Annotated in this window: 22 protein-coding genes; 15 read left to right on the top strand and 7 right to left on the bottom strand. The window is 67.0% G+C overall.

What is annotated here, in order from left to right; genetic code table 11:
* Positions 1-8 precede the first annotated feature (8 nt).
* Positions 9-2,129: a glycogen debranching protein GlgX gene (glgX, locus tag ACHQ4I_RS10705; protein ID WP_420771537.1), complete on the bottom strand. Its 2,121-nt coding sequence runs from the start codon at positions 2,127-2,129 to the stop codon at positions 9-11.
* A gap of 82 nt (positions 2,130-2,211) precedes the next feature.
* Positions 2,212-3,177, bottom strand: a complete 966-nt coding sequence (locus tag ACHQ4I_RS10700; RefSeq protein WP_420771536.1) for a bifunctional helix-turn-helix transcriptional regulator/GNAT family N-acetyltransferase — start codon at positions 3,175-3,177, stop codon at positions 2,212-2,214.
* Positions 3,178-3,348: 171 nt separating this feature from the next.
* Here ACHQ4I_RS10700 and ACHQ4I_RS10695 point away from each other — a divergent pair, with 171 nt between their 5' ends.
* Entirely contained in the window at positions 3,349-4,644 is a 1,296-nt protein-coding gene (locus ACHQ4I_RS10695) for an adenosylmethionine--8-amino-7-oxononanoate transaminase (RefSeq protein ID WP_420771574.1), read from the top strand.
* 142 nt (positions 4,645-4,786) lie between these two features.
* On the opposite strand, the gene ACHQ4I_RS10690 is transcribed toward ACHQ4I_RS10695, so the two are convergent.
* Positions 4,787-5,098, bottom strand: a complete 312-nt coding sequence (locus ACHQ4I_RS10690) for a hypothetical protein (RefSeq protein WP_420771535.1) — start codon at positions 5,096-5,098, stop codon at positions 4,787-4,789.
* A 133-nt stretch (positions 5,099-5,231) separates the two neighbouring features.
* On the opposite strand from ACHQ4I_RS10690, the gene ACHQ4I_RS10685 reads away from it, so the two are divergent.
* The 8 genes from ACHQ4I_RS10685 to ACHQ4I_RS10650 all read left to right on the top strand — a co-directional run bounded on the left by ACHQ4I_RS10685 (position 5,232) and on the right by ACHQ4I_RS10650 (position 13,958).
* Positions 5,232-6,386 (top strand): 8-amino-7-oxononanoate synthase, encoded by a 1,155-nt coding sequence (locus tag ACHQ4I_RS10685; RefSeq protein WP_420771534.1) that lies wholly within the window; start codon positions 5,232-5,234, stop codon positions 6,384-6,386.
* Positions 6,383-7,060, top strand: a complete 678-nt coding sequence (bioD, locus tag ACHQ4I_RS10680) for a dethiobiotin synthase (RefSeq protein WP_420771533.1) — start codon at positions 6,383-6,385, stop codon at positions 7,058-7,060. Before ACHQ4I_RS10685 ends, bioD begins: the two co-directional genes overlap by 4 nt.
* A 256-nt stretch (positions 7,061-7,316) precedes the next feature.
* Positions 7,317-8,483 carry an alpha/beta fold hydrolase gene (locus ACHQ4I_RS10675; protein ID WP_420771532.1) on the top strand — a complete coding sequence of 389 codons (1,167 nt, stop codon included), beginning with the start codon at positions 7,317-7,319 and terminating at the stop codon, positions 8,481-8,483.
* A gap of 78 nt (positions 8,484-8,561) precedes the next feature.
* Positions 8,562-9,650 (top strand): ABC transporter substrate-binding protein, encoded by a 1,089-nt coding sequence (locus tag ACHQ4I_RS10670; protein ID WP_420771531.1) that lies wholly within the window; start codon positions 8,562-8,564, stop codon positions 9,648-9,650.
* Positions 9,651-9,652: 2 nt separating this feature from the next.
* Positions 9,653-10,519 carry an ABC transporter permease gene (locus ACHQ4I_RS10665; protein ID WP_420771530.1) on the top strand — a complete coding sequence of 289 codons (867 nt, stop codon included), beginning with the start codon at positions 9,653-9,655 and terminating at the stop codon, positions 10,517-10,519.
* Entirely contained in the window at positions 10,495-11,244 is a 750-nt protein-coding gene (locus ACHQ4I_RS10660; protein ID WP_420771529.1) for an ABC transporter ATP-binding protein, read from the top strand. The genes ACHQ4I_RS10665 and ACHQ4I_RS10660 overlap by 25 nt, the downstream gene beginning before the upstream one ends.
* Complete coding sequence (locus ACHQ4I_RS10655; protein ID WP_420771528.1) at positions 11,241-12,584, top strand: LLM class flavin-dependent oxidoreductase; 1,344 nt, start codon at positions 11,241-11,243, stop codon at positions 12,582-12,584. Before ACHQ4I_RS10660 ends, ACHQ4I_RS10655 begins: the two co-directional genes overlap by 4 nt.
* 180 nt (positions 12,585-12,764) lie before the next feature.
* A complete protein-coding gene (locus ACHQ4I_RS10650; RefSeq protein WP_420771527.1) occupies positions 12,765-13,958 on the top strand; it encodes an MFS transporter in 1,194 nt (397 codons plus the stop codon).
* 17 nt (positions 13,959-13,975) lie between these two features.
* On the opposite strand, the gene ACHQ4I_RS10645 is transcribed toward ACHQ4I_RS10650, so the two are convergent.
* Positions 13,976-14,524 (bottom strand): maleylpyruvate isomerase family mycothiol-dependent enzyme, encoded by a 549-nt coding sequence (locus ACHQ4I_RS10645; RefSeq protein WP_420771526.1) that lies wholly within the window; start codon positions 14,522-14,524, stop codon positions 13,976-13,978.
* Entirely contained in the window at positions 14,521-15,498 is a 978-nt protein-coding gene (locus ACHQ4I_RS10640) for a sigma-70 family RNA polymerase sigma factor (protein ID WP_420771525.1), read from the bottom strand. Before ACHQ4I_RS10640 ends, ACHQ4I_RS10645 begins: the two co-directional genes overlap by 4 nt.
* Before the next feature lie 175 nt (positions 15,499-15,673).
* On the opposite strand from ACHQ4I_RS10640, the gene ACHQ4I_RS10635 reads away from it, so the two are divergent.
* Complete coding sequence (locus ACHQ4I_RS10635; protein ID WP_420771524.1) at positions 15,674-17,095, top strand: MFS transporter; 1,422 nt, start codon at positions 15,674-15,676, stop codon at positions 17,093-17,095.
* A gap of 40 nt (positions 17,096-17,135) precedes the next feature.
* Here the strand turns inward: ACHQ4I_RS10635 and ACHQ4I_RS10630 are convergent, their stop codons facing one another.
* Entirely contained in the window at positions 17,136-17,720 is a 585-nt protein-coding gene (locus ACHQ4I_RS10630; RefSeq protein ID WP_420771523.1) for a TetR/AcrR family transcriptional regulator C-terminal domain-containing protein, read from the bottom strand.
* Positions 17,721-17,824: 104 nt separating this feature from the next.
* Here ACHQ4I_RS10630 and bioB point away from each other — a divergent pair, with 104 nt between their 5' ends.
* The 4 genes from bioB to ACHQ4I_RS10610 all read left to right on the top strand — a co-directional run bounded on the left by bioB (position 17,825) and on the right by ACHQ4I_RS10610 (position 20,284).
* The gene (gene bioB / locus ACHQ4I_RS10625; RefSeq protein WP_420771522.1) at positions 17,825-18,838 is read left to right on the top strand and encodes a biotin synthase BioB; all 1,014 of its coding nucleotides are present in this window, start codon (positions 17,825-17,827) and stop codon (positions 18,836-18,838) included.
* Positions 18,839-18,900: 62 nt separating this feature from the next.
* The gene (gene bsaP / locus ACHQ4I_RS10620; protein WP_420771573.1) at positions 18,901-19,116 is read left to right on the top strand and encodes a biotin synthase auxiliary protein BsaP; all 216 of its coding nucleotides are present in this window, start codon (positions 18,901-18,903) and stop codon (positions 19,114-19,116) included.
* 2 nt (positions 19,117-19,118) lie between these two features.
* Positions 19,119-19,841: a DUF2567 domain-containing protein gene (locus ACHQ4I_RS10615; RefSeq protein WP_420771521.1), complete on the top strand. Its 723-nt coding sequence runs from the start codon at positions 19,119-19,121 to the stop codon at positions 19,839-19,841.
* Positions 19,842-19,999: 158 nt separating this feature from the next.
* Positions 20,000-20,284 carry a hypothetical protein gene (locus tag ACHQ4I_RS10610; RefSeq protein ID WP_420771520.1) on the top strand — a complete coding sequence of 95 codons (285 nt, stop codon included), beginning with the start codon at positions 20,000-20,002 and terminating at the stop codon, positions 20,282-20,284.
* An 865-nt stretch (positions 20,285-21,149) separates the two neighbouring features.
* On the opposite strand, the gene ACHQ4I_RS10605 is transcribed toward ACHQ4I_RS10610, so the two are convergent.
* Entirely contained in the window at positions 21,150-21,908 is a 759-nt protein-coding gene (locus tag ACHQ4I_RS10605) for an NUDIX hydrolase (protein ID WP_420771519.1), read from the bottom strand.
* A gap of 92 nt (positions 21,909-22,000) precedes the next feature.
* On the opposite strand from ACHQ4I_RS10605, the gene nadA reads away from it, so the two are divergent.
* The gene (gene nadA, locus ACHQ4I_RS10600; protein WP_420771518.1) at positions 22,001-23,044 is read left to right on the top strand and encodes a quinolinate synthase NadA; all 1,044 of its coding nucleotides are present in this window, start codon (positions 22,001-22,003) and stop codon (positions 23,042-23,044) included.
* Positions 23,045-23,073 lie beyond the last annotated feature (29 nt).

Genomic DNA, 23,073 nt, shown 5'->3' with positions numbered 1-23,073 from the left:
CGTTTCGGTTATGCGGGGCAGTGGAGGACTAGCAGACAACGGGCGGGGACGGCAATGGTGCTCGCCGCCGGATGGGTGGCCTCGGCTCGGCCGTCGGGCACCGAACAATCCAGTGCGACAGACCATTCGGCGCCGTAATCGGGACCGGGTAGTGCGAAGTCGAGGCCGGCGTCGTGTGCGTTGAAGCACAGCAGGAACGAGTCGTCGGTGATGCGCTCGCCGCGCGGACCCGGCTCGTTGATGCCGAGACCGTTGAGATACACCGTCAGCGATTTGCCGAATCCGCTGTCCCAGTCCGCGGGCGTCATCTCCTCACCGGAGGGAGTGAGCCAGGCGATATCGCGGGCATGCTCCTTGGAGCGGATCGGCCTACCCGCCAGGAAGCGGCGGCGACGGAATACCGGATGCGTTGTGCGCAATGCGATCACCCGTTTGGTGAACTCGAGCAGGTCCGAATTCGTCTGCATCAGTGACCAATCCATCCAGGCCAGCGGCGAATCCTGGCAGTAGACATTGTTGTTGCCCTGCTGCGTGCGGCCCATCTCGTCGCCGTGCGCGAGCATCGGGGTGCCCTGACTGAGCACCAGCGTGGCGAGCAGATTGCGACTCTGCTTGGCGCGCAACGCGAGAATCTCCGGATCGTCGGTCGGTCCCTCCACACCACAGTTCCACGAGCGGTTGTAGCTCTCCCCGTCACGATTGCCCTCGCCGTTGGGCTCGTTGTGTTTCTCGTTGTAGGACACCAGGTCCCGCAGCGTGAAGCCGTCGTGCGCGGTGATGAAGTTGATACTGGCGCTCGGGCGGCGGCCGGTGGCCTCGTACAGATCCGAGGATCCGGTGAGCCGGGAGGCGAATTCGCCGAGGGTGGCGGGTTCGCCGCGCCAGTAGTCGCGAACGGTGTCACGGTACTTGCCGTTCCATTCGGTCCACTGGCCGGGGAAATTACCGACCTGGTAGCCGCCCTCGCCGACATCCCACGGTTCCGCGATCAGCTTCACCTGACTGACCACCGGATCCTGTTGCACCAGATCGAAGAATGTCGAGAGCCGGTCCACATCGTGCAGTTCCCTGGCCAGGGTGGCGGCCAGGTCGAAGCGGAAGCCGTCGACGTGCATGTCCAGGATCCAATAGCGCAGCGAGTCCATGATCAGCTGCAACGTGTGCGGGTGGCGCACGTTGAGGCTGTTACCGGTGCCGGTGTAATCCATGTAGTGCGATGGGTCGTCGTCGACCAGGCGATAGTAGGCGGCGTTGTCGATGCCGCGGAAGGCCAGGGTCGGCCCGAGATGATTGCCCTCGCCGGTGTGGTTGTAGACGACGTCGAGGATCACCTCGATGCCCTCCGCGTGCAGAGCCCGCACCATGGCCTTGAATTCGGTAACCGCGGCGCCGCCGCGCGGGCTGGCGGCGTATTCGTTGTGCGGCGCCAGGTAGCCGAAGCTGTTGTAGCCCCAGTAGTTTCGCAGCCCCTGATCCAAAAGGACACGGTCGTGCAGGAATTGGTGCACCGGCATCAGCTCGATCGCGGTAATGCCGAGGCCCTTCAGATGTTCCACGATCGCCGGGTGCGCGATGCCCGCGTAGGTGCCGCGCAATTCCTCCGGAATATCCGGATGCGTCATCGTCATGCCCTTGACGTGCGCCTCGTAGATGACCGTTTCGTGGTAGGGCCGATTCGGCCGACGGTCCGCGCCCCAGTCGAAGAACGGGTTGATCACCACACCGGTCATGGTGTGCCCCAGCGAATCCTGGCCGTAGGTGTAGAGCGAGGAGTCGTTGTCGAAATCGCCGTCGAAGGCCTTGCCATAGGGATCGAGCAGCAATTTGCTTGGATCGCAGCGTAATCCGTGCTCAGGATCGTAGGGTCCGTGCACCCGGAAGCCGTAGCGCTGGCCCGGTCCGATGGTCGGGAGATAGGCGTGCCAGACGTAGGTGTCGACCTCATCCAGCGGCACTCTGGCTTCGGTTCCGTCCCTGGCGATCAGGCACAGCTCGACGGCGTCGGCAACCTCCGAGAACACCGAGAAATTGGTACCGGCGCCGTCGTAGGTCGCGCCCAGTGGGTAGGCGGTGCCGGGCCAGACACCGAGGGGTGTCACCTCACCGGGCGCTGCGTCGGGCTGAGCCATGTCAACGACACTAGCGTCAGCCGGGCCGCACTCGGAGCGGGTGGTTGCGGCCGGGCGAGTCAGTCCTGGTCGCGGCCGGTTTTCACCCGACGCCGCCGGTAGCCGATCCGGGTGATTGATCGCGTGTCGGGAGCGTCAGCCGCCAGGTCTGGCCGACTAGATCGTGGCCGAAGCTGTGATGGTGATTCGATTCCGCCAGTTCGAATCCCGCGCGCTGATAGATGCGCCGCGCCGAGGTGAGTACGTCATTGGTCCACAGCACCATCTCGTGGTAGCCGACCTCGGTGGCGAATCGCAGGCATCGGTCGACCAGTGCGGAGCCGACTCCGAGGCCGCGGGCGGTGGGTTCCACGAGCAGTAGCCGCAGCCGGGCGGTGGTCTCGTTTTCCGCCACACAGAACACGCAGCCCACCGGTTCGCCGTCGTATTCGGCGATCCAGGCGCGCTCGCGACGCTCGTCGTGCTCGTCCAGGTAATCGGCGACGATGCGGGCCACGAGCACTTCGTAACTGGCGTCCCAGCCGTATTCGGCGGCGTAGAGCGCGGCGTTGCGCTGGATCACCCAGCCGTAGTCGCCCGGTCGCGGGGCGCGGATCACCAGCTCGCCCGGTCCGGTGCCGTCGAGAATGCGCTGGATGGTGCGCATGGAGGTGACCAGCTTGGCGCGCTCGGCCGGTGAATGCGCGTTGAGGAGGTAACCGACTTCGCTGCTGGACCGCTGGTTGAGTGCCTCGAAGATCTCCTGGCCGCGCGCGGTCAGCCGGACCTCCTGGCGTCGCCCATCGCTCTCGGAGCGGTTGCGCTGGACCAATCCGTCCTTCTCGAAGCGGGCCAGAATGCGGCTCAGATATCCGGGGTCGAGGTCGAGCGTGCGTCGCAGTGCGACGACCTCGGTCGAGCCGGAGTTGGCCAGTTCGAACATGATTCGCGCTTCGGTCAGTGAGTATTCGCTGTCGAGCAGGCCCTCCCGCAGCACCCCGATGACCCGGGTGTAGCGGCGGTTGAATTCGCGGACGGCGTCGATATCGGCGGCGGCAACGGCGGTCACGGCGGCTCCCAATCTTTGACTGAGTCAAAGGATACGTCGGAATATCCGGTTAAGTGTGGTATTCGCCGATGCGGGATCGTGCGTGTGCAGCTCGAGTGGTAACTTGAACGGCGTTCAAGCTCGCCCCGGGGAGGCCGGGGCCGTCGCACGACCGCGAGGATTCCCGTGGCACTGAATTCACCCACCCCGCCGGCTGCCACCCCCCTGACCCCTGCCGAGATCACCGCCATCGATGCCGCGCATGTCTGGCATCCCTACGGCGGCTTCCCCGCGACGACCGAGCCGCTGGTGGTCGCCAGTGCGTCCGGGACACGGCTCACGCTGGCCGACGGGCGGGAATTGGTCGACGGGATGAGCTCTTGGTGGGCCGCCATCCACGGTTACCGGCACCCCGTGCTGGACGCCGCGCTGGTGGCGCAGTCGCAGCGGATGAGTCATGTGATGTTCGGCGGCCTCACCCACGAACCGGCGGCCCGGCTGGCCCAACTGCTCGTGCAGTTGACGCCCGCGGGACTGGACAAGGTGTTCCTGTGTGACTCCGGATCGGTTTCGGTCGAGGTCGCGGTGAAGATGTGCCTGCAGTACTGGCGCGCTGCGGGTAAGCCGGACAAGCGGCGGCTGCTCACCTGGCGCGGCGGGTACCACGGTGACACCTTCACACCGATGAGCGTGTGCGATCCGCAGGGCGGCATGCACTCGCTGTGGACCGACGTGCTCACCGAGCAGATCTTCGCCCCGGCGCCGCCGCGCGAGTACTCGCCGGAGTATGTGACCGAATTCGAGCGGCTGCTTGCCGCGCATGCCGATGAGGTCGCGGCGGTGATCGTGGAACCGGTCGTGCAGGGGGCGGGCGGGATGCGCTGGCACGATCCGCGGTATCTGACCGACCTGCGCCGCCTGTGCGACGAATACGGGGTATTGCTTGCCTTCGATGAGATCGCGACCGGATTCGGCCGCACCGGAACGCTTTTCGCGGCCGATCATGTCGGGGTGAGCCCGGATGTGATGTGTATCGGCAAGTCGCTCACCGGGGGATATATGACCTTGGCGGCCGCACTGTGCACCTCGCGGATCGCCGAAACCATCAGCGCCGGACACGGCGGGCTGATGCACGGGCCCACCTTCATGGGCAACCCGCTGGCGTGCGCCGTCGCGGTCGCCTCGATCGAGCTACTGCTGCAACGGGATTGGCGTGCCGAGGTCACCCGCATCGAATCGGAGCTGAAAGCCGGCCTGGCTCCGGCTCTTTCGCTGCCCGGGGTGGTGGATGTGCGGGTGCTGGGTGCGATCGGTGTCGTCCAACTGGACCATCCGGTGGATATGCGCAAGGCCACTCACGCCGCCGTCGAGGCCGGGGTCTGGTTGCGCCCCTTCCGCGATCTGATCTACACCATGCCCCCGTTCATCAGCACCACCCAGGACGTCGAACGCATCGCCGCCGCCATGGTCGCCGCCGCCCAGGCCTGAGTGCCCGTCCACCCACTCCTGCTGATCGCCGAGCGTAGTCATATGGCGGTCGAATACGGCCTGGGCGGCCACCATTCGACTGCGTTCGACGGGAACCCCGCGTCCCCGGGCTCGGTACGGCAGGAGCTAGCTGAACGGGGCGCTAGCGGGTGCTGCTCTGGGTTCGGGCGATTTCGGGATGGTCGGTGTCGGAGACGACCTCCCAGACGCGGAAGACACAGTGGTAGTCCTCGGCCCAGCCGCTGGCGATCAGGAGGAAGCTGTCGCCGTCGCGTAGCAGGATGCGGCGGCCGGGGAGCTTCGGATGCTGCGGCGTGAAAGTCGATATGAGACTGGTCAGTTTGGCGAGCGCCTGCTCGCGCGTACCGATCACCTCCGCGAGTACCCGCGGTGACCAACGGTTGTGATCCCCGGAACCTGTTGTCTCTTCGACGACTAACGCCCACCGTGGCATCCGGCCCTACTCCCTTTGGCGGAAATGCCGCGCCACCGTTGTCCGGTGGCGACCTGTCAACGATTGCTCCCACGGTACCAGCATCCGACCCTCGGCAGGCGGCCTGAACGGTGTTCAAGTATGCTGCGGAGCTGTGACTACCGATCCGTTGGGCTGGCTGGATGAACGCGCCGCCGAGCGCGTGAGCGCTGGGTTGCGCCGTGAGCTACGGCCGCGCGCGCCACAGTCGCCGTCGATCGACCTGGCCTCCAACGACTACCTCGGGCTGGTGCGCCACCCCGAGGTAATCGAGGGCGCGATCGACGCCGTGCGACGCTGGGGCGCCGGGTCGACCGGATCCCGGCTGGTCACCGGGACCACCGCCGAACACGAACAGCTCGAGACCGAACTCGCCGAATTCGTCGGCGCCGAAGCCGGTTTGGTCTTCGCCTCGGGCTACGCGGCCAATCTCGGCGTGGTGACCGCGCTCGCCGGGCGTGGTGCGCTGATCGTCTCCGATGCGGGCAGCCATGCCTCGCTGGTCGATGCCTGCCGACTCTCGCGGTCGCGGGTGGAGATCGCCGCGCACTGCGATGTCGCGGCGGTCGAGCGGCTGCTCGGCGAGCGCACCGAGGAACGGGCGCTGGTACTCACCGATTCGGTGTTCAGTGCCGATGGTGATCTGGCTCCGCTGGCCGAATTGCACCGGGTTACCCGGGCCAACGGTGCGGTGTTGATCGTGGACGAGGCGCATGGGCTCGGTGTGCGCGGCACGGGCGGACGCGGGCTGGTGCACGAGGTCGGTCTGGCCGGGGAGCCGGATCTGGTGATCACCGCGACACTGTCGAAAGCCCTTGCCGCGCAGGGTGGTGTGGTGCTCGCCAGTGCGCGGGTGCGCGCGCATTTGATCGATGCGGCGCGCACGTTCATCTTCGATACCGGACTCGCGCCTGCCGCGGTCGGTGCGGCACGCGCGGCGCTGCGGCTGTTGCGCCGGGAGCCCGAGATGGCGGGCCGGGTATTGCAACGGGCTGCTGAGATCGCGCGCATTGCCGGTGTGGCGGAACCGGATTCGGCGGTTGTCTCGGTCGTGCTGGGGCAGGCGCAGGTCGCCTATGACGCAGCGCAAGCTTGTCGGGGGCGTGGGCTGGATGTCGGGTGCTTCCGTCCGCCGTCGGTGCCCGAGGGCACCTCGCGGCTGCGGCTCACCGCGCGTGCGAACCTGACTCCGGATGAACTCGACACCATCGCAACGGTTCTCGGCGAGGTGTTGGCGCGGGCGCGTGGGCTGGAAGTGGTCGGCGCATGAGCATGCTGTTCGTTACCGGGACCTCGACCGAGGTCGGCAAGACCGTGGTGACGGCCGCTCTTGCGGCGGCCGCTCTTGCCGCTGGCCGGACTGTTGCCGTGTGCAAACCGGCCCAAACCGGTGTGGGGCCGGGCGAACCCGGCGATCTGGCCGAAATCGAACGCCTGACCACGGTCACTCGAACGGTCGAGCTGGCTCGCTATCCCGACCCGTTGGCGCCGGACACCGCCGCGCGCCGTTGCGGGCAGCCGCAGCTGACATTGAGTGAAACCGCCGCCGCCATCGACCCGCTCGCCGATGCGGATCTGACGTTGGTGGAAGGCGCTGGCGGATTGCTGGTCCGTTTGGGCGAATTCACGCTGCTCGACCTGGCGCAGAAGCTCGATGCTCCCGTGCTCGTCGTTGCCGCGGCCGGCCTCGGCACCCTCAACCACAGCGAATTGACCACGCGCGCATTGTCTTCCGCTGGGGTCCGCTGTGCGGGTCTGGTGATCGGTTCCTGGCCCGCGCATCCGGACCTGGCCGCCGAATGCAATCGCGGCGATCTGCCCCGGGTTACCGGCGTCGACGTGGTCGGTTCGGTGCCAGCGGGTGCGGGCGGCTGGGATCGCGATCGGTTCTCGGCAGCCGCTCCCGGTTGGTTCACGCCTGGGTGGTCCCCGCTCGAGCGCTAGGTGTCCGCAGGGCTGCCGCGGTTTCGGCCGCTGGCTCCGGGATCGCGGCTATTCGGGCTGATCGGATCGGGTGGCTCGGGTATCGGAACTCGGCTGGAGTATTTCGCTGGGCCAGCTCGCCGCGCTCGCCGAGGCCGGCGAACTGCACTGATCGCGTATCGAGCCGCCGCACCACACTGTGGGCGCGTGGCTCAATGGTGGAGGCGGGCATCGGGTTGCGTGGCAGCGCTCGCCAACGGTACCTACAGTGGGGTAGATGTCGCCGTTGGACGATCGGCACCCGTCCACCGTCTCGGACTGGGACGACGCGCGACGTAGAGCCCGGCTACGGGAGACTCGTCTCGGGCACGGGTGGCAGACGTTGCGCCGCACCAGGCAGGCGCTGCTTCGGGTCGCCTTGGTATTGCTTGCCGGGTTGATCGTGTTCGCCCAGTACTGGGAGCACGACGTCACCCCGGAACGCGATCGGCTCGCGCGCACCGAACCCGCGGTGCTGCCGATCGCCACTCCCGCGCACGAGCGCGACTGGGACACCGTCGTCGTCGATATGGTCGGTCTCGGCGGTTTGAACGCGAGCAATACCGCGGCCGCACTGCCCGCCCTCAGCGAGATGGGCGTGGTCTGGGCGATCAAATACGACAATCAAGGTATCGACACCAAGGTGATCGCCGATCTGATCATCCGCGCCGCCCAGATGTCGGGCCTGAAGAACATCGTGCTGGTCGGGCACAGCATGGGCGGGGTCATCGCGCTCGAGGTCGCCCGGCATATCCACACCGGCAGCGACCGGCGGCTGGTCGGGGTGCTGCTGGATTGCACACCGGTGGATCTGAATGCGGTGCGCCCGGAGAGCCGCGGCGCGGGCGAGGACATGGTGCGCTGGATGGGCTGGCTGCCCGGCGCGCGGGAGAGCCGGACACTGCGGCTGGCCGTCGAAACCTATGCGCGCCGAGACCGATTCGTCGATCGCGGGCGCAATGGGTTACCCGGTGTCCGGCTCGAGCCGTTGCGCGACGTGGTCGAGGAGGTGTTGAGCGAGAAGGTCTTTTCCCGCGACGCGGCCAGCAACGGCCTGATCGAGACGCAGTTCCTGGCGATCGTGGCGGGCGGTGCGATCAACGACCTGCGCGCACTGTCCCATCCCGCCGACGGCAAACCACGTCCGGCCATCGTGTTCATCCGCCCGCGTGATCCGGGTAACGACCCGGTGGTCGATGTCGAGTACTCCCATCAGGTGCTCATCGAGCGGGCCGGCGGCGTGGACGGCACGCTGCTGGTCGTCATGCCGCGAAATACCGGGCACGCCAATCCGATGCAGCGGCCCGAGGCCTACAACCAGATCATCGACCAGCAGATCCTGCCGTTCATCCAGCGGTATCAGGAGCAGGTGCGCGGTTCGATCTCCTCGGCGGCGCCGCCCTAGTTGGCATCGTGCGCTGAGTTGGAATCAGGCTAAGACAAACCGTATGCGTGCCGGTTTCGCCCTGCTTCAATTCCACGCATGCTCCGACCAACTACGTTCCTGACCGGCCTGCGCGGCCGCACTACCGCCGCTTTGCTCGCCGCGGCGACCGTTGCGAGCCTGGGCTTGTCCGGCTGCGCGAGCGACAATAAGCCGGTCGGTAATGTCGACGCCCCGCTGCCCACCGAAATCCCCGCTGGTACCAAGCTTGTGCTCGCCGATCAGCAAGAGCGGTTCAAGTCGGTGCTGCAGTTCTCCGGCGAACTCGACAAGCTGCCGTTCAAGGTGGAATTCGCCAATTTCGTTGGTGGACCGGCCATCCTGGAGGCCTTCCGGGCGGGCGCCGCGGATGTCGCGACGGTCGGCGATGTCCCGCCGATCCACGCGCAGGTGGCGGGGCAGGATGTGCCCATCATCGCGGCCTACCAATCCAGCCCCAGCGCACTGAAACTCGCGGTGGCGCCGGGCAAGACGGCCACCACGCTGGCCGACCTCAAAGGTAAGAAGATCGCCTACGCGGAGGGTACCGCCCAACAGGCCGCGGTGCTGCGTGCGCTGGCCAAGGCCGGGCTGAAACCCGGTGATGTGCAACTGGTTCGGCTGCAGCTCGCGGAGTTCCTGGACGCGGTGCGCACGGGACAGGTCGATATCGCGCCGCTGGCCGAACCGAACGTCACCCGGCTGTTGCGCACCCCCGGTGCGTCGCTGATTCCGGATTCGGAGACCACCGGCATCTACGGCGGTGTCGGCTACCTGTACGCGCGTCGTGCCGTGGTCACCGATCCGGCCAAGGCGGCCGCGACTCGGGCGCTGGTCGCCGCCTATATTCGCGCCTACCAGTGGGTCAATACGCACCAAGACGAGTGGGCGCGCAAGTACTACGTCGAGAGCCAGAAGGTCAGCGCCGATGACGCCAAGCGGATCGTCGACTCGCTCGGCACCTATACCTTCCCGCACCTGGATCAGCAGCTCGTCGATCGTCAGCAGGGCACCATCGACGCGATCGACAAGGCTGGCGAACTGCCCAAGAAGGTACGTGCTGCGGACGGTTTCGATCTGCGCTTCGACGCCGTCGTCGCGCAGGCCGTCACCGAGAGCGGCGCGGCATTCGAACAGAAGGCGAAATAGCCATGGCCACCCTGGATGTCGGCGTACTCGGCCGAATCGGACGAGGTTCGCACACCGCTTCGGAGCCGGTATTGGCCCGGCGCAAGCCGACTCGACCCCGCCTCGGTCCCGGCCGCCCCATCCCGTTCGGGATCGCCATCGGGCCGGTGCTGCTGATCGGGGCGTGGGTGCTCGGATCCGCCTCGGGCGCACTGGATTCGCAGACGCTACCCGCACCGTGGACGGTCGCCGAGACCGCGCGTGATCTACTCGCCGATGGCAGACTGCAATCGAATCTGGTCACCTCACTGAAGCGCGCGGGCTGGGGCCTCGGGCTAGGTGTCGTGATCGGTGTGGTGCTGGCCTTGATCGCCGGGCTGAGCCGGATCGGCGAAGCCCTGCTCGACGGCCCGATCCAGATCAAACGCTCGATTCCGACGCTGGCGCTGATTCCGCTGTTCATCGTGTGGTTCGGCATCGGTGAGGAGATGAAGCTCATCGTCATCACGACCAGTGTCGCGATACCGATCTACATCAATACCCATGCGCAACTGCGCGGCGTCGACAGCCGATATGTGGAATTGGCTGCGACGGTGGGTCTTTCGCGATGGGGTTTCGTCCGCCGGATCGCGCTGCCGGGGTCGCTGCCGGGATTCTTCACCGGTCTGCGGCTGGCGGTGACCATTTCGTGGCTGGCGCTGGTGGTGGTCGAGCAGGTCAATGCCACCAGCGGCATCGGCTATCTGATGACGCAGGCGCGCACCTACGGCCAGATCGACGTCATCGTGGTCGGCCTGGTGATCTACGGCCTGCTCGGACTGTTCGGCGATATCGCCGTGCGGGCAACGGAACGGAGGGCGCTGGCATGGCGGCAGACGATCGCGGACTGAGCGTGGTTCGAACCCGCGATTTGCGCAGGGGTTTCGGCGATCGGGTCGTATTGCACGGCATCGACCTCGATATCGCGCGTGGTGAATTCGTCGCTCTGCTCGGGCGCAGCGGTTCGGGTAAGAGCACGCTGTTGCGCGCGCTGGCCGAACTGGATCGTGACGTGCCCGGCTCCGGTGAGCTGCGCGTGCCGACGGAACGTGCGGTGGTGTTCCAGGATTCGCGACTGCTGCCGTGGAACCGTCTGCTGGACAACGTGATTCTCGGGTTGAAGGGTTCCGACGCCGCCGAGCGCGGCCGCACCGCGCTCGCGGAGGTCGGCCTGGGCGGGCGGGAAAAGGCCTGGCCCAAGGAGCTTTCCGGAGGCGAACAGCAGCGCGTCGCGTTGGCGCGGTCGCTGGTCAGGGAGCCGGAATTGCTACTGGCCGATGAACCCTTCGGTGCGCTGGACGCGCTGACCCGCATCAAAATGCATGTGCTGCTGCAGGATCTGTGCGCCAGGCACAAGCCCGCCGTACTGCTGGTGACCCACGATGTCGACGAGGCGGTGCTGCTCGCCGATCGCGTGCTCGTCCTGGACGAGGGACGCATCGCCATCGACCAGCGCATCGACCTGGAACGTCCACGCCGACACACCCATCCGGACTTCAACCGCCTCCGCGAATTGCTGCTGGCCAGCCTCGGCGTCGATGTCGCGGCGCTACACGATGAGAAGAAAGCCTCATGACTCGCCAACTCAGCCTCAATGCGTTCATCTATCCCTCCGGCCATCACGAGGCGGCCTGGCGGCATCCGCAGAGCCGACCCGACCGGATCTACGATGTCGCCTACTACCAGGAGATCGGTCGCACCGCCGAGGCGGCCAAACTCGACGCGGTGTTCTTCGCCGACGGGCCCGCGCTGCGCACCAATGTCAAGCACAACGCGGCCTCCGGACTGGAGCCGATCACGCTGCTCACCGCGATCGCCACGGCCACAACGCATCTCGGGCTGATCGCCACGGCGTCGACCACCTACTACGAGCCCTACAACCTGGCCAGGCTGTTCTCCACGTTGGATCACATCTCCGGCGGCCGGGCGGGCTGGAATATCGTCACCACCGGAACCGACCTCGCCGCAGCCAATTTCGGACTCGACAAACATCCCGATCACGCGACGCGATACGCGCGGGCCAGGGAGTTCGTCGACGCCGTCGTCGCGCTGTGGGGCAGCTGGGAAGACGATGCGATCCTGCTGGATCAGCAAGCGGGCGTGTACGCCGATCCGGACAGAATCCATCCGATCGACTTCGTCGGCGAATACCTCAGCGTGCGTGGGCCGTTCAACGCGCCGCGCACCCCGCAGGGACATCCGGTGCTCGTGCAGGCCGGGGCCTCCAATGACGGCCGGGCGTTCGCGGGCAAGTACGCCGAGGCGATCTTTACCGCACACCAGCGCCTAGAGGACGCGCAGGCGTTCTATGCCGATATCAAGGCCAAGGCGGCCGAATTCGGCCGCGACGCCGATCAGGTCAAGATTCTGCCCGGTATCAGCCCGTTCATCGGTGATACCGAAGCGGCCGCCAAACAACTCGAGCGGGAGTTCAACGAGCTCACGGTGCCCGAATACGGTCTGAAGCAGTTGGAGGGTATCGCCGGGCAGAGTCTGCGGCACCTGCCGCTGGATGAGCCGGTACCGCTCGAATTGTTCAGCGACGCGGGCGATGTCACCGATAACGGCCAGAGCCGTCGGCAAGTGGTCGCCGGGATCGTGCAGCGGGAGCGGCCCACCGTGCGCGGGCTGCTGCACCGCCTTGCCGGCGCCCGTGGGCATCGGGTTTTCGCCGGAACACCGGAGCAGGTCGCCGACACGATCGAGGAATGGTTCCGCAACGGCGCCGCCGACGGTTTCAATGTGATGCCGCCCTACTACCCGGGCGGGCTGGAGGTTTTCGCCGAGCAGGTGGTCCCGATCCTGCAGCGGCGCGGCCTGTTTCGCACCGAATACACCGGCACCACCCTGCGCGACCACTTCGGTCTGACACGACCGGAGAGCCGGTTCGCCCGCCGGCCTGCGCTCGCCCAGTGAGCGCCGGTAGCAGCCTGCGGGCGCTGTGAGCGAGCGTCATCGAGCGAACCATCAGCACCATGCGCCGATCCGCTCCCGCTGCGCGGCCTGGCTCAGAGTGAGCCGCCCGCGCAGCGCGGTCTCCATCAGCGCATGTGCGCCTTCGCGCACGACGGAGCCGAGCGTCAGCGAGGTGGATTCGTGAGTGAACAGCGCTACGCCACAACCGAACCCGTGCGACTGCGATCGCTGGTGTGGACGGTATTCGTGCCGGTGGTGCTCTACGGCATCGGATCCGGCGCGGCCGCGCCGATGTACGCGCTGCGTGCGCTGGATCTCGGTGCCTCGGCCGGTGTAGCGGGGATCGTCGTCGCGTTGAGCGGGTTGGGAATGGTGCTCGCGGATCTGCCCGCGGGGCGGATCGTCGGGCAGATAGGGGAGCGTTGGGCGATCGCCCTCGGTTCGGGCCTCGGTCTGGTCGGGGTGCTGTGCGCGATCTGCGCTCCGCATGCCGGCGTGCTCGCGGTGGGTGTGCTGCTCAATGGAACCGCCAGCGCGGTGTGGGGTTTGGCGCGCCAGTCCTACATCGTGGCCGTGGTGCCGCAGAACGAGCGTGGCCGCGCATTTTCGACCCTCGCCGGAGCCTCGCGGCTCGGGTCCTTCTGCGGACCGTTCGCCGGGGCGGGACTGGTCTATGCGATGGGGCCGAGCGGCGCACTATGGCTGCAGTTCGCCACGACCGTCATAGCGGGTGCGGCGATGCTCGCCATCCGTCCGGCCGACGGCGATGCCGCCGACTCCGCCGACCACACGCTGCGCTCGGTGGTCGTCGGGAACCGCAGGGTGCTCGGCACACTCGGCCTGGCGGCCCTGCTGATGGGTGCCGCGCGGGCGACCCGCACCACGCTGCTCCCGCTGTGGGCCGCACACATCGGCGTGAGTGCCGCCATCACGAGTCTGGTGTTCGGGATCGCCGGGGCAATGGATGTGCTGCTGTCCTATCCGGGCGGCATCTGGCTCGATCGCTACGGCAGTCGCGCCACGGGCGTCCCGTCGATGCTGTTGTTCGCGGCCGGTTTCGCGGCCATCCCGCTCACCTCGACCGCAGTCGAACTCGCCGGTGTCGCGGTGCTACTCGGCCTCGCCAACGGCGTGAGCAACGGCATCATCATGACCGTCGGCGCCGATGTCGCACCGCCGGGCCAGCGCGCCGAATTCCTCGGCGCATGGCGGCTGACCCACGACATAGGCATGTTCGCCGGTCCCATCGCGGTGGGTTTGATCAGCGCCGCAACGGTTCTCGGTGCCTCGGCGCTCGCCGTCGCGGCGGCGGCATCGGCAGGCGCGATCGCCATGCACCGATGGTTCCCGGGTGCCGACCCCGCTGCCCCATGACCGTGAACGGCCGTACCTCAGGTCACTGGACGGGTTCGGCCCAAGTATGCGAGGAGTCGGTCGCCCGGGGTAGCTGTCGGTGGTTCGATCGGGGGACCGAACAACGGCCATCTGTCCGCCACCGGGACGAGTTCCGGTGCCACCGTGAGTAATTCGCGGGCGAGGCGGTCGGGAATCGGTGTGGCGGACGGGTAGATGGCGGCGAGATCCCAGGCGTGGACCGTCAATTCGAGGGCGCCGACCATGCCGAGGACCCGGGCGGGAATCGGTCGGCCGAAGACGACCACCGATTCCGGGTGTTCGTTCGCCCAGTCGCCGAGCAGGGCTTCGGCACGAATGCGAATATGCAGGGTTCCAGCGCAACTCGGTAGTGGCGCACCAGGTGTTAGCCGAACCTGCCCGCCCGCCAGACCTTCCCGCAACGCGGCGATCGACTCGTCCACATGCGCGAGCAGCATGCGCGCATTCCAGCCCCGGCACGGTGTCGGCGCCGATAGATCGGGGCCGACCTCGGTCAGGACCGACAGAAGATAGACGACCGCCCGCTCGAGCAGATCATCGGTCATGGCAGAACCGGCTCGCACCACGCGGCCTCGACCAAGGAGGTGGGCAGGCCGAATGCCTCGAACAGCCTGGTGTCGTGAAACGAGACGACGTGCGAGATCCCCTCCGCGGTGAGCGTGAGCACCTGCAGCGATTGCGCGTGACCACGCACGTAGAACGCGAATCCGGGCTGACCGTTCGCCGCGATCGGCACCATCCGGACCTCGCCCGCCGTATACGGGCACTTCGAACGAATCAGGTCCACGATCGTGGTGTCGCCACGGAACCATTCCGCGATCGGCGGCATCTCCCAGACCGCGTCCGATCGCAATAGTGTGACGAGCGTATCCATGTCGGCGGCTTCGAATGCCGCGGCGTATCGATCCAGCAGCGTGCGGATTTCGGGGTCGTCCGGCTCGACGACCGGCGTGTGCGGGCCGAGCTCACCAAGGGTGACGTGGGCGCGTTGCAGCATGCTGTTCACCGCCCCCACACTGACCCCGATCAGTTCCGCGACCTCGGCAGCCTTCCAGTGCAGCACATCTCGCAGAATCAGCACCGCGCGCTGGCGCGGCGGCAAATACTGCCACGCGGCGATCAGCGCCAGCCGCATATCGTCGCGGGCCGCGACAATGGCGGCCGGATCCGAGACCTCCGGCGTCACCAGCACATCCGGAAGCGGTTGCAGCCAAGGGATTTCGGGTGCGAAGCGAACCTCCTGCGTGGGATCGCCGGTCGGCCCGGACAATCCGGCCGGCAGCACACGCCGACTGCTGTGCTCGAGTGCGTTGAGGCAGGCGTTCGTCGCGATCCGATACAACCAGGTCCGCATCGAAGCGCGCCCCTCGAAGTCGCCGTACGCGCGCCAGGCCCGCAACAGCGTCTCCTGCACCAGATCCTCGGCGTCGTCGACCGAACCGAGCATCCGATAGCAGTGGGCGAGCAGTTCGCGCCGATACGGGGTCGTGCGGGCGGCGAATTCGTCGCTGTCGGTCATGCGCTGTCCTTCCGGGTGCCCCGAAATGTGTCCCTCCGAATACCGACCGCCGTACCGCCCGGAACTCATCGGTGCGCCGCGAATCGATCCGACCGATGAGTTTCGGGCGGGGGCCGGTCGGTATCTGTGCGTGTCCGAAACCACCGGATACGCCGAAACCACAGGAAGGACCATCGTGAGCACACCGATCGTTTCGGCGGTGACACAGCGCTGGGTGCTCGCACTCGGCGCGGTCGCCTCGCTGATGGCGGCACTGGACACCCTGGTCGTCAGCACGGCGCTCAGCACCATCCGCCACGACCTCGGGGCGTCGCTGGAGACGCTCGAATGGACCGTCAACGGCTACAACCTCAGCTTCGCCGTCCTGCTGATGACCGCGGCCGTGCTCGGCGACCGCTTCGGGCGCAAGCGGATGTTCATGGTCGGGCTCGCCATCTTCGTCGCGGCCTCGGCGGCCTGCGCGGTATCGAGCTCCGTCACGGCCCTGATCGCCGCGCGCGTGCTGCAGGGCGTCGGCGCGGCGCTGATCATGAGCCTGGCGCTGGCCCTGGTCAGTGCGGCGTTTCCGCCGGAGAAGCGGGGCATGGCCATGGGTCTGCTGCAGGGCATCACCGGCCTCGCGGTCGCGTGCGGGCCGCTGGTCGGCGGCGCGGTCGCGGAGGGATTGTCCTGGCAGTGGATCTTCTGGCTGAACGTGCCGATCGGGCTGGTCGCGATGCCACTGGTGGCGACCCAGGTTCCGGAGGGCTTCGGTCCCGATACCGCGATGGACGGCACCGGGTTGGCCCTCGTCACCGGTGGCGCGTTCGGTGTGGTGTGGGGCTTGGTGCGCGGCAACATCGCGAGCTGGTCCGGTTCGGAGGTGTTGGTCGCATTGATCGGCGGGATCGCGCTGTTGCTCGCCTTCGCAGTCTGGGAAGCCCGGTCGCGCGAACCGATGTTTCCGATGCGGCTATTCGTGAATCGCGGATTCGCGGCGGGCAATATCGCGATCTTCCTGACCTTCGCCGCCCTCTTCGGCGAGGTGTTCTTCTACGCCCAGTTCCTGCAGGCGGTGCTGCACTACGGACCGCTCGGCGCCGGATTGCGGCTGCTGCCATGGACTCTCACGCTGTTCTTCTGCGCCCCGATCGCCGGTGCGCTCGCCGACCGGATCGGGGAGCGGCCGCTCATGGTGACCGGGCTGGCGTTGATGGCCGGCGGCATGTTCTGGATCGCGTCCATCGCCGATCCGGCAATGTCATACGGGGCCTTGGTGATTCCGTTCATCGTCTCCGGCGTCGGCACCTCGATGGTGCTGCCGTCGGCGCAGAGCTCGGTCGTCGGCGCGGTCGAACACGCGATGCTCGGCAAGGCCGCCGGAGCCAACAGCATGATGCGGGAGTTGGGCGGAGTCTTCGGAATCGCCGTCGCGGTGGCGGTTTTCGCCGGCTCCGGTGGATACGGCTCGGTGGATGAGTTCACCGCCGGATTCGGCCCGGCCATCGAAGTCGGTGCGGCACTTGCTCTCTTGGGCGCGGTCGTGGCGCTCGCGCTGCCCGGGCGCAGGGCGAGCGTCGCGGCCTCTGATCTCGAGACGGCGGCGGCGTCCGTCTGAGTCGGGACCGGTACGCCCGCCGACACCGGGCGTACCGGACTCAGCGCACGCGGGTGCCGAGCAGGTGACGTACGCCACCCACGAACAGCTGCAGGCCGAAGTCGAAACGTGCGGTCGCGTCCGGGGTTTCGTTGAGCGGGGAGGCATCCTCGGTCAATGCCCCCGCGGAATCCATCTGCATCCTGGACTGTTCGTCCACCGTCTGCCCGAGCACGTAATACAGCAGCGTATATGCCGCCAATTCCGCCTCCGGCCGCTGCATTCCGGCGCGGATCGCGGACACCACGAGTCGTTCCCGGCCCTTGCTCGTGGTGAGCCGGGAAGCGTACGTCGCCGAGACCAATTCGGCCCCGTCGCGATACGCGAGCAGGCAGCTGCGCAGGCGATGCGCCAACTCGGTGATCTGGCCGGACCATTCCTCGGCCTCGACCGGATCCTCCATCGGCGCGAGGATCGTATCGGCCACCGCACCGAGCAGCGCCTGTTTGTTGGGGAAGTGCCAGTACAGCGCCCCCGGCTGGACCTGGAGTGATCCGGCGAGCCTGCGCATGGTCAGATCGGCGAGACCGTACTGGTCGAGAATGGCGATGGCGCCGTCGACCACGTCCGACCGGTGCAACTGCACGAGGTTCTCCTCCCCGAGGTGTTTTGACTCACTGTTACCGCTACCCTAGCCTGAACACCGTTCAAGTTGCACGGCCACCTCGGCCGGACGAAGGGATTCGTGCAGTGACCCAGGCACCCGTCCAAACCGATATTCTGGCGACCGCCCGCGAGCAGGTGCTCGAGCGCGGCGAAGGCCTGACGCAGGAGCAGACCCTCGAGGTCCTCCGGCTCGGCGACGACCGGCTAGAGGAGCTGCTGGCCCTGGCGCACGAGGTGCGCATGAAGTGGTGCGGTCCCGAGGTCGAGGTCGAGGGCATCATCAGCCTCAAGACCGGCGGCTGCCCCGAAGACTGCCACTTCTGCTCGCAGTCCGGTCTGTTCCAGTCGCCCGTGCGCGCCGCCTGGCTCGATATCCCCAGCCTGGTCGAGGCCGCCAAGCAGACCGCCAAGACCGGCGCCACCGAATTCTGCATCGTCGCCGCCGTGCGCGGTCCGGACGAGCGGCTGATGGCACAGGTCGCCGCCGGTGTCGAGGCCATCCGCAACGAGGTCGACATCCAGGTCGCATGCTCGCTCGGCATGCTCACCCAGGAGCAGGTCGACCAGCTCGCCGCCATGGGTGTGCACCGCTACAACCACAATCTCGAGACCTCCCGTTCGCACTTCCCGAACGTGGTCACCACGCACACCTGGGAAGAGCGCTGGGACACCCTGCGCATGGTCCGCGATGCGGGCATGGAGGTCTGCTGCGGCGGCATCCTCGGCATGGGCGAAACCCTGGAGCAGCGTGCGGAATTCGCGGCCAACCTGGCCGAACTCGAACCGGACGAGGTCCCGCTGAACTTCCTCAACCCGCGCCCCGGCACCCCCTTCGGCGACCTCGAGGTGCTGCCCGCCGCCGACGCACTGCGCGCCGTCGCCGCATTCCGGCTCGCGCTGCCGCGCACCATCCTGCGTTTCGCGGGCGGTCGCGAGATCACCCTCGGCGACCTCGGCGCCAAGCAGGGCATCCTCGGCGGTATCAACGCCGTCATCGTCGGCAACTACCTGACCACCCTCGGCCGACCCGCCGAAGCGGACCTGGATCTGCTCGGCGAGCTGAAGATGCCGATCAAGGCGCTCAACGAAACACTCTGATCCGGCTGGCGAACACTGAGTACGCAAGCATCACGAAAGAGGCTGGCGCCGTGAGTACTGTCATGGATATGGACGAGCGCTACAACCCGTTCACCGGCAAACCCGTCGTGGCCGGGCTCGACGATCCGGTCCCCGCCGCCGCGGCGCTGGGACTGGAACCGCCGCGCTTCTGCGAGCAATGCGGCCGCCGCATGATCGTGCAGGTCAGCCCGGACGGGTGGTGGGCGAAATGCTCGCGGCACGGCGTGCTGGACTCGAAGAATCTGGAACACCGCTAGTGGTGGCCGAATACGGCGATGTCGACATCGTGGCGCAGCGACCGGCCCGGCGGGTCGGTGTGCGGGGCGAGTTGCGGGCCGCGGGGCTGGTCGCGGTCGGGGTGCTGTTGCTCAGTGTGCTGGGTGGTGTGGTGTGGGCCTTCCTGGCACCCACCGAACAGTTCCTGGTGACGAAGGCGCGCGCCGATGCGGTACCGGCCAAGGGTGCGGCCCTGACCGGGGAGAGCGTGCACCAGTTCGACGCGCTGGCGATCTTCGCCTGCATAGGCGCGGTGTTGGGTGTGCTCACCGCGGTCGGTGTTTGGCGTTGGCGCCGGGTGCGCGGACCGCTGCTGCAGCTGGGGCTGCTCATCGGTTCGGCGGCGGGCGCTTATGTCATGTCCGAGCTCGGCGAGCAGATCATGCAGTGGCAGCACCCGATGCCGTACGACCCGCCGGTCGGACAGATCGTGCCGGTGCCGGTGGAGGTCGGCAGCTGGCTGGCCTTGCTCGTGCAGCCGCTGCTCGCCTCGCTGATCGTGCTATTCCTTGCGGCGCTGAGCCCATCGGAGGATCTGGGTACCGGATTCAGCGGGCCGTTCGGTGATTCGCGGCCAACCTTCACCGCGACAAGCACATTCGAGGCATTCGATCCTGCCTATGGCAACGCTGCGAACGGCGGGCCGGTACCCTACGGCGTGCCTTACGGCGGCTTCGGATCGCCCGGCTCCGATCGCACTCGCTGACGTATCGTCCGAACCGTTGCCCGCGGGTCGGCACAGTCGTACCGGTACGGCGTCTACACCCGCGCCGCCACACTCGGCGATATCGCCCGGTTCCTGCTCATCGCAGTGCCCTCGGTGCTGTTCCGCTCCATCCCCGCGGTCGTGGTGACCGTATTCCCGTGGCTGTTCCGACAAAAATCGGTGGTCATGCGCCGGTCGCGCGGATACCGTTGGCGCGCAAGCTCGAGCCGAGCGATGGGAAGGAGGTGGCGATGAGCGAGGACATGTTGACCAGGCATGGGCAGGCGGTGTTGATCCCGGACGTATCCGCGGAGCAGGAGCGGCCGGATTTGGTGGCTTGGCGGCGGCGCAATGCGTTGCGGCGGTCCAGTGCCGCGCAGCCGATTCCCAGTAAGCGGCGGTATCGGCGGAAGGCGAAACATCAGGGACGGGACCGAGATTGAGGCCCTTCGATAGTGCTCCCGTTGATAGTTGACGACCCCGTTTTCGCGTGAGCGGAAGCGGGGTTTTTGTTGTGGTCGCTTAGGACAATCCGTTATTGAGCGCATCGGGCGCGTCGCCGCCCTGATGCTGCCGCCATCCCTCCCGACGCCGTCGACCCGCCGCATTGCACGGACCATCGCATCCATCCAGCAATCGCTCCACGGCGAACTCACCGACGAGGCCGAAAACTTCTCTGTCACAGTGTGATCGCCGGTGCACTGAGTCATCACTCGATCCGGTCCGGAAAGATCACCCCGCTGCCCGCGGCCATCCGCTTCCGGTCCGGATAACTCGTATCCGACCGTGACCAGCCATATTCGGCGACTCTGAACGCATGGCCGTTCCGTCGCGGCGCACCGATCCCTAACGTCGAAGTCGTTCGATCGATCGAACAGCGGAGGCGGACAGTCGATTCCGCCGCCGCATAGCGCAGAGGGAACTTCGGCCGATCAGGGAGGGACGGCAATGTTCTGGAAATCGCTAGTGGTTGGGACGGTTCTGGTGGGTGGACTGGTCGTGGGCACACCGCTCGCGACCGCGGCGGCAACCGGTGATCCGGCGGTCGTCCGGGGGCGGACGGGTCTTCACGTGAGACCCGCTTCCCGTCCAACTGGGTCGTGTGGATCCTGTGCTCCGGGCATCTGGGTGTGCCCGGCGGGCTGTCCGAGTAGAAGGGGAGTGCCCGGGTCAGTGATGATCGGGGCGCGCTCGGATGCCGCAGCCCCTATGACAGCGGCTGCGGCACAGTCCGTTTCGTGCTCGGCGATCGGTTCGGGGTTCCGGTCGCCGGGTGGGGGCCGATCGCGGGGAGGGCGATCGAGTGGGTCAGGCGGGTGGGCGGAATGCGGCGAATTCATCGGTGACTCGGATTTCGGAGTCGGTGAACCGATAGACCGCCGCGGGCCGTCCACCCGCCCGACCGGGGGAGGCGGTCGCGCCGGTCGGCGTGATCACCTTGCGGCGGGTGAGAACTCGCTGCAGGTTCGTCGTATCAACCTCGTAACCGAGTGCAGAGCAATAGATTTCGCGCAGGGTGGACATGGTGAACTGCTCCGGCGCCAGCGCGAAGGCGATATTGGTGTAGGAGAGCTTCGCGGCGAGCCGGGTGCGCGCATGTTCGACGACCGTGCCGTGGTCGAACGACATGCGCGGCAGCTGGGAAACCGGATGCCACGCGGTGTCCGAGGGGAGCCGCGGATCCGCGGTCAACGGCACCAGACCCAGATACGCCGAGGCGATCCGGCGCGGCGCTGGCACCCGGTCCGGACTGCTGAAGACCGACAGCTGCTCCAGATGCGCCAACTCGCGCACGTCGACCTTCTCGGCGAGCTGACGACGGGCCGACACGTTGAGGTCCTCGTCGTCGCGCAGGCGGCCGCCGGGCAGTGACCAGGTGTCCTTCTGCGGATCGAGCGCGCGCTCCCACAGCAGCACCGCGAGTTCGGTCCGCTGGCCGGGCGGACAGGGGCGAATCAGCTCATCCGTCACCCGCGCAGGGGCGCTACCTGCGCTGATGTCGTCGGGGAAGCGCCGTACCTGGAACACCGCGGTAAGCGTTTCGTGGATGGTGTTACTATGGGGCACGTTTTCGATTATAAGTCGAAAACCTGGTTTGGTGTGAATCGGCTGCCATGTGAATAGGCACAAGCTCCGATCGCACGAGGAGAGGAGCCATCATGTCGACGATGGGTGTGAAGCTGGCGCCCCCGCTGATGGGACAGGTAGTCGACGGTCCGGCCGGATTCACCGGTGTCGAGGCCACGCCGGAGTGGGCGGCCGAAATCAAGCGGCTCGCCCGGGAGCGCAACGCGACGATTCTCGCGCACAACTATCAGTTGCCCGAGATCCAGGACGTTGCCGACCACGTCGGTGATTCGCTGGCGCTGTCCCGCATCGCGGCCGAGGCCCCCGAGGACACCATCGTGTTCTGTGGCGTGCATTTCATGGCCGAGACGGCCAAGATCCTCAGCCCGGAGAAGACCGTGCTCATCCCGGATCAGCGGGCGGGGTGCTCGCTGGCCGATTCCATCACCGCCGACGAATTGCGCGCCTGGAAGGCCGAATTCCCGAATGCGGTGGTCGTCTCGTACGTGAACACCACCGCGGCGGTGAAGGCGCTCACCGATATCTGCTGCACCTCGTCGAATGCCGTCGACGTGGTCGCCTCCATCGATCCCGATCGCGAGGTGCTGTTCCTGCCGGACCAGTTCCTCGGCGCGCACGTCAAGCGCGTCACCGGCCGCGAGAATATGCACATCTGGGCGGGCGAATGCCATGTGCACGCCGGGATCAACGGCGACGAACTGACCGAGCAGGCCCGCACCCATCCGGATGCCGAACTATTCGTGCACCCCGAATGCGGTTGCGCCACTTCGGCGTTGTACCTCGCGGGCGAGGGCTCGTTCCCGGCCGACCGGGTGCACATTCTGTCCACCGGCGGCATGATCGACGCCGCGCGCGCCGCGAAGTCGAATCAGGTGCTGGTCGCCACCGAGGTCGGCATGCTGCACCAGCTGCGAAAGGCCGCCCCGGGCATCGACTTCCAGGCCGTCAACGACCGTGCGTCCTGCAAGTACATGAAGATGATCACCCCGGCGGCGCTGCTCCGCTCGCTCGTCGAGAACACCGACGAGGTGCACGTCGACCTGGAAACGGCCGCGCTGGCACGTAATTCGGTGCAGCGGATGATCGAAATCGGCAACCCGGGTGGTGGCGAGTGAGCGAGCGTAGCGAGCGAACAGTGAACACA

This window comes from Nocardia nepalensis, from assembly GCF_048910785.1.
Classification (GTDB): Bacteria; Actinomycetota; Actinomycetes; order Mycobacteriales; family Mycobacteriaceae; genus Nocardia; species Nocardia nepalensis.
The sequence above is the reverse complement of the archived record's forward strand: the minus strand, read 5'-3'. Positions and strand labels throughout refer to the sequence as shown.

Coding starts and splice junctions, on each gene's coding strand:
- glgX (WP_420771537.1), bottom strand. CDS start 2,129: ATGGCTCAGCCCGACGCAGCGCCCGGTGAGGTGACACCCCTCGGTGTC.
- ACHQ4I_RS10690 (WP_420771535.1), bottom strand. CDS start 5,098: ATGCCACGGTGGGCGTTAGTCGTCGAAGAGACAACAGGTTCCGGGGAT.
- bioD (WP_420771533.1), top strand. CDS start 6,383: ATGAGCATGCTGTTCGTTACCGGGACCTCGACCGAGGTCGGCAAGACC.
- ACHQ4I_RS10675 (WP_420771532.1), top strand. CDS start 7,317: ATGTCGCCGTTGGACGATCGGCACCCGTCCACCGTCTCGGACTGGGAC.
- ACHQ4I_RS10670 (WP_420771531.1), top strand. CDS start 8,562: ATGCTCCGACCAACTACGTTCCTGACCGGCCTGCGCGGCCGCACTACC.
- ACHQ4I_RS10665 (WP_420771530.1), top strand. CDS start 9,653: ATGGCCACCCTGGATGTCGGCGTACTCGGCCGAATCGGACGAGGTTCG.
- ACHQ4I_RS10660 (WP_420771529.1), top strand. CDS start 10,495: ATGGCGGCAGACGATCGCGGACTGAGCGTGGTTCGAACCCGCGATTTG.
- ACHQ4I_RS10655 (WP_420771528.1), top strand. CDS start 11,241: ATGACTCGCCAACTCAGCCTCAATGCGTTCATCTATCCCTCCGGCCAT.
- ACHQ4I_RS10645 (WP_420771526.1), bottom strand. CDS start 14,524: ATGACCGATGATCTGCTCGAGCGGGCGGTCGTCTATCTTCTGTCGGTC.
- ACHQ4I_RS10640 (WP_420771525.1), bottom strand. CDS start 15,498: ATGACCGACAGCGACGAATTCGCCGCCCGCACGACCCCGTATCGGCGC.
- bsaP (WP_420771573.1), top strand. CDS start 18,901: ATGGATATGGACGAGCGCTACAACCCGTTCACCGGCAAACCCGTCGTG.
- nadA (WP_420771518.1), top strand. CDS start 22,001: ATGTCGACGATGGGTGTGAAGCTGGCGCCCCCGCTGATGGGACAGGTA.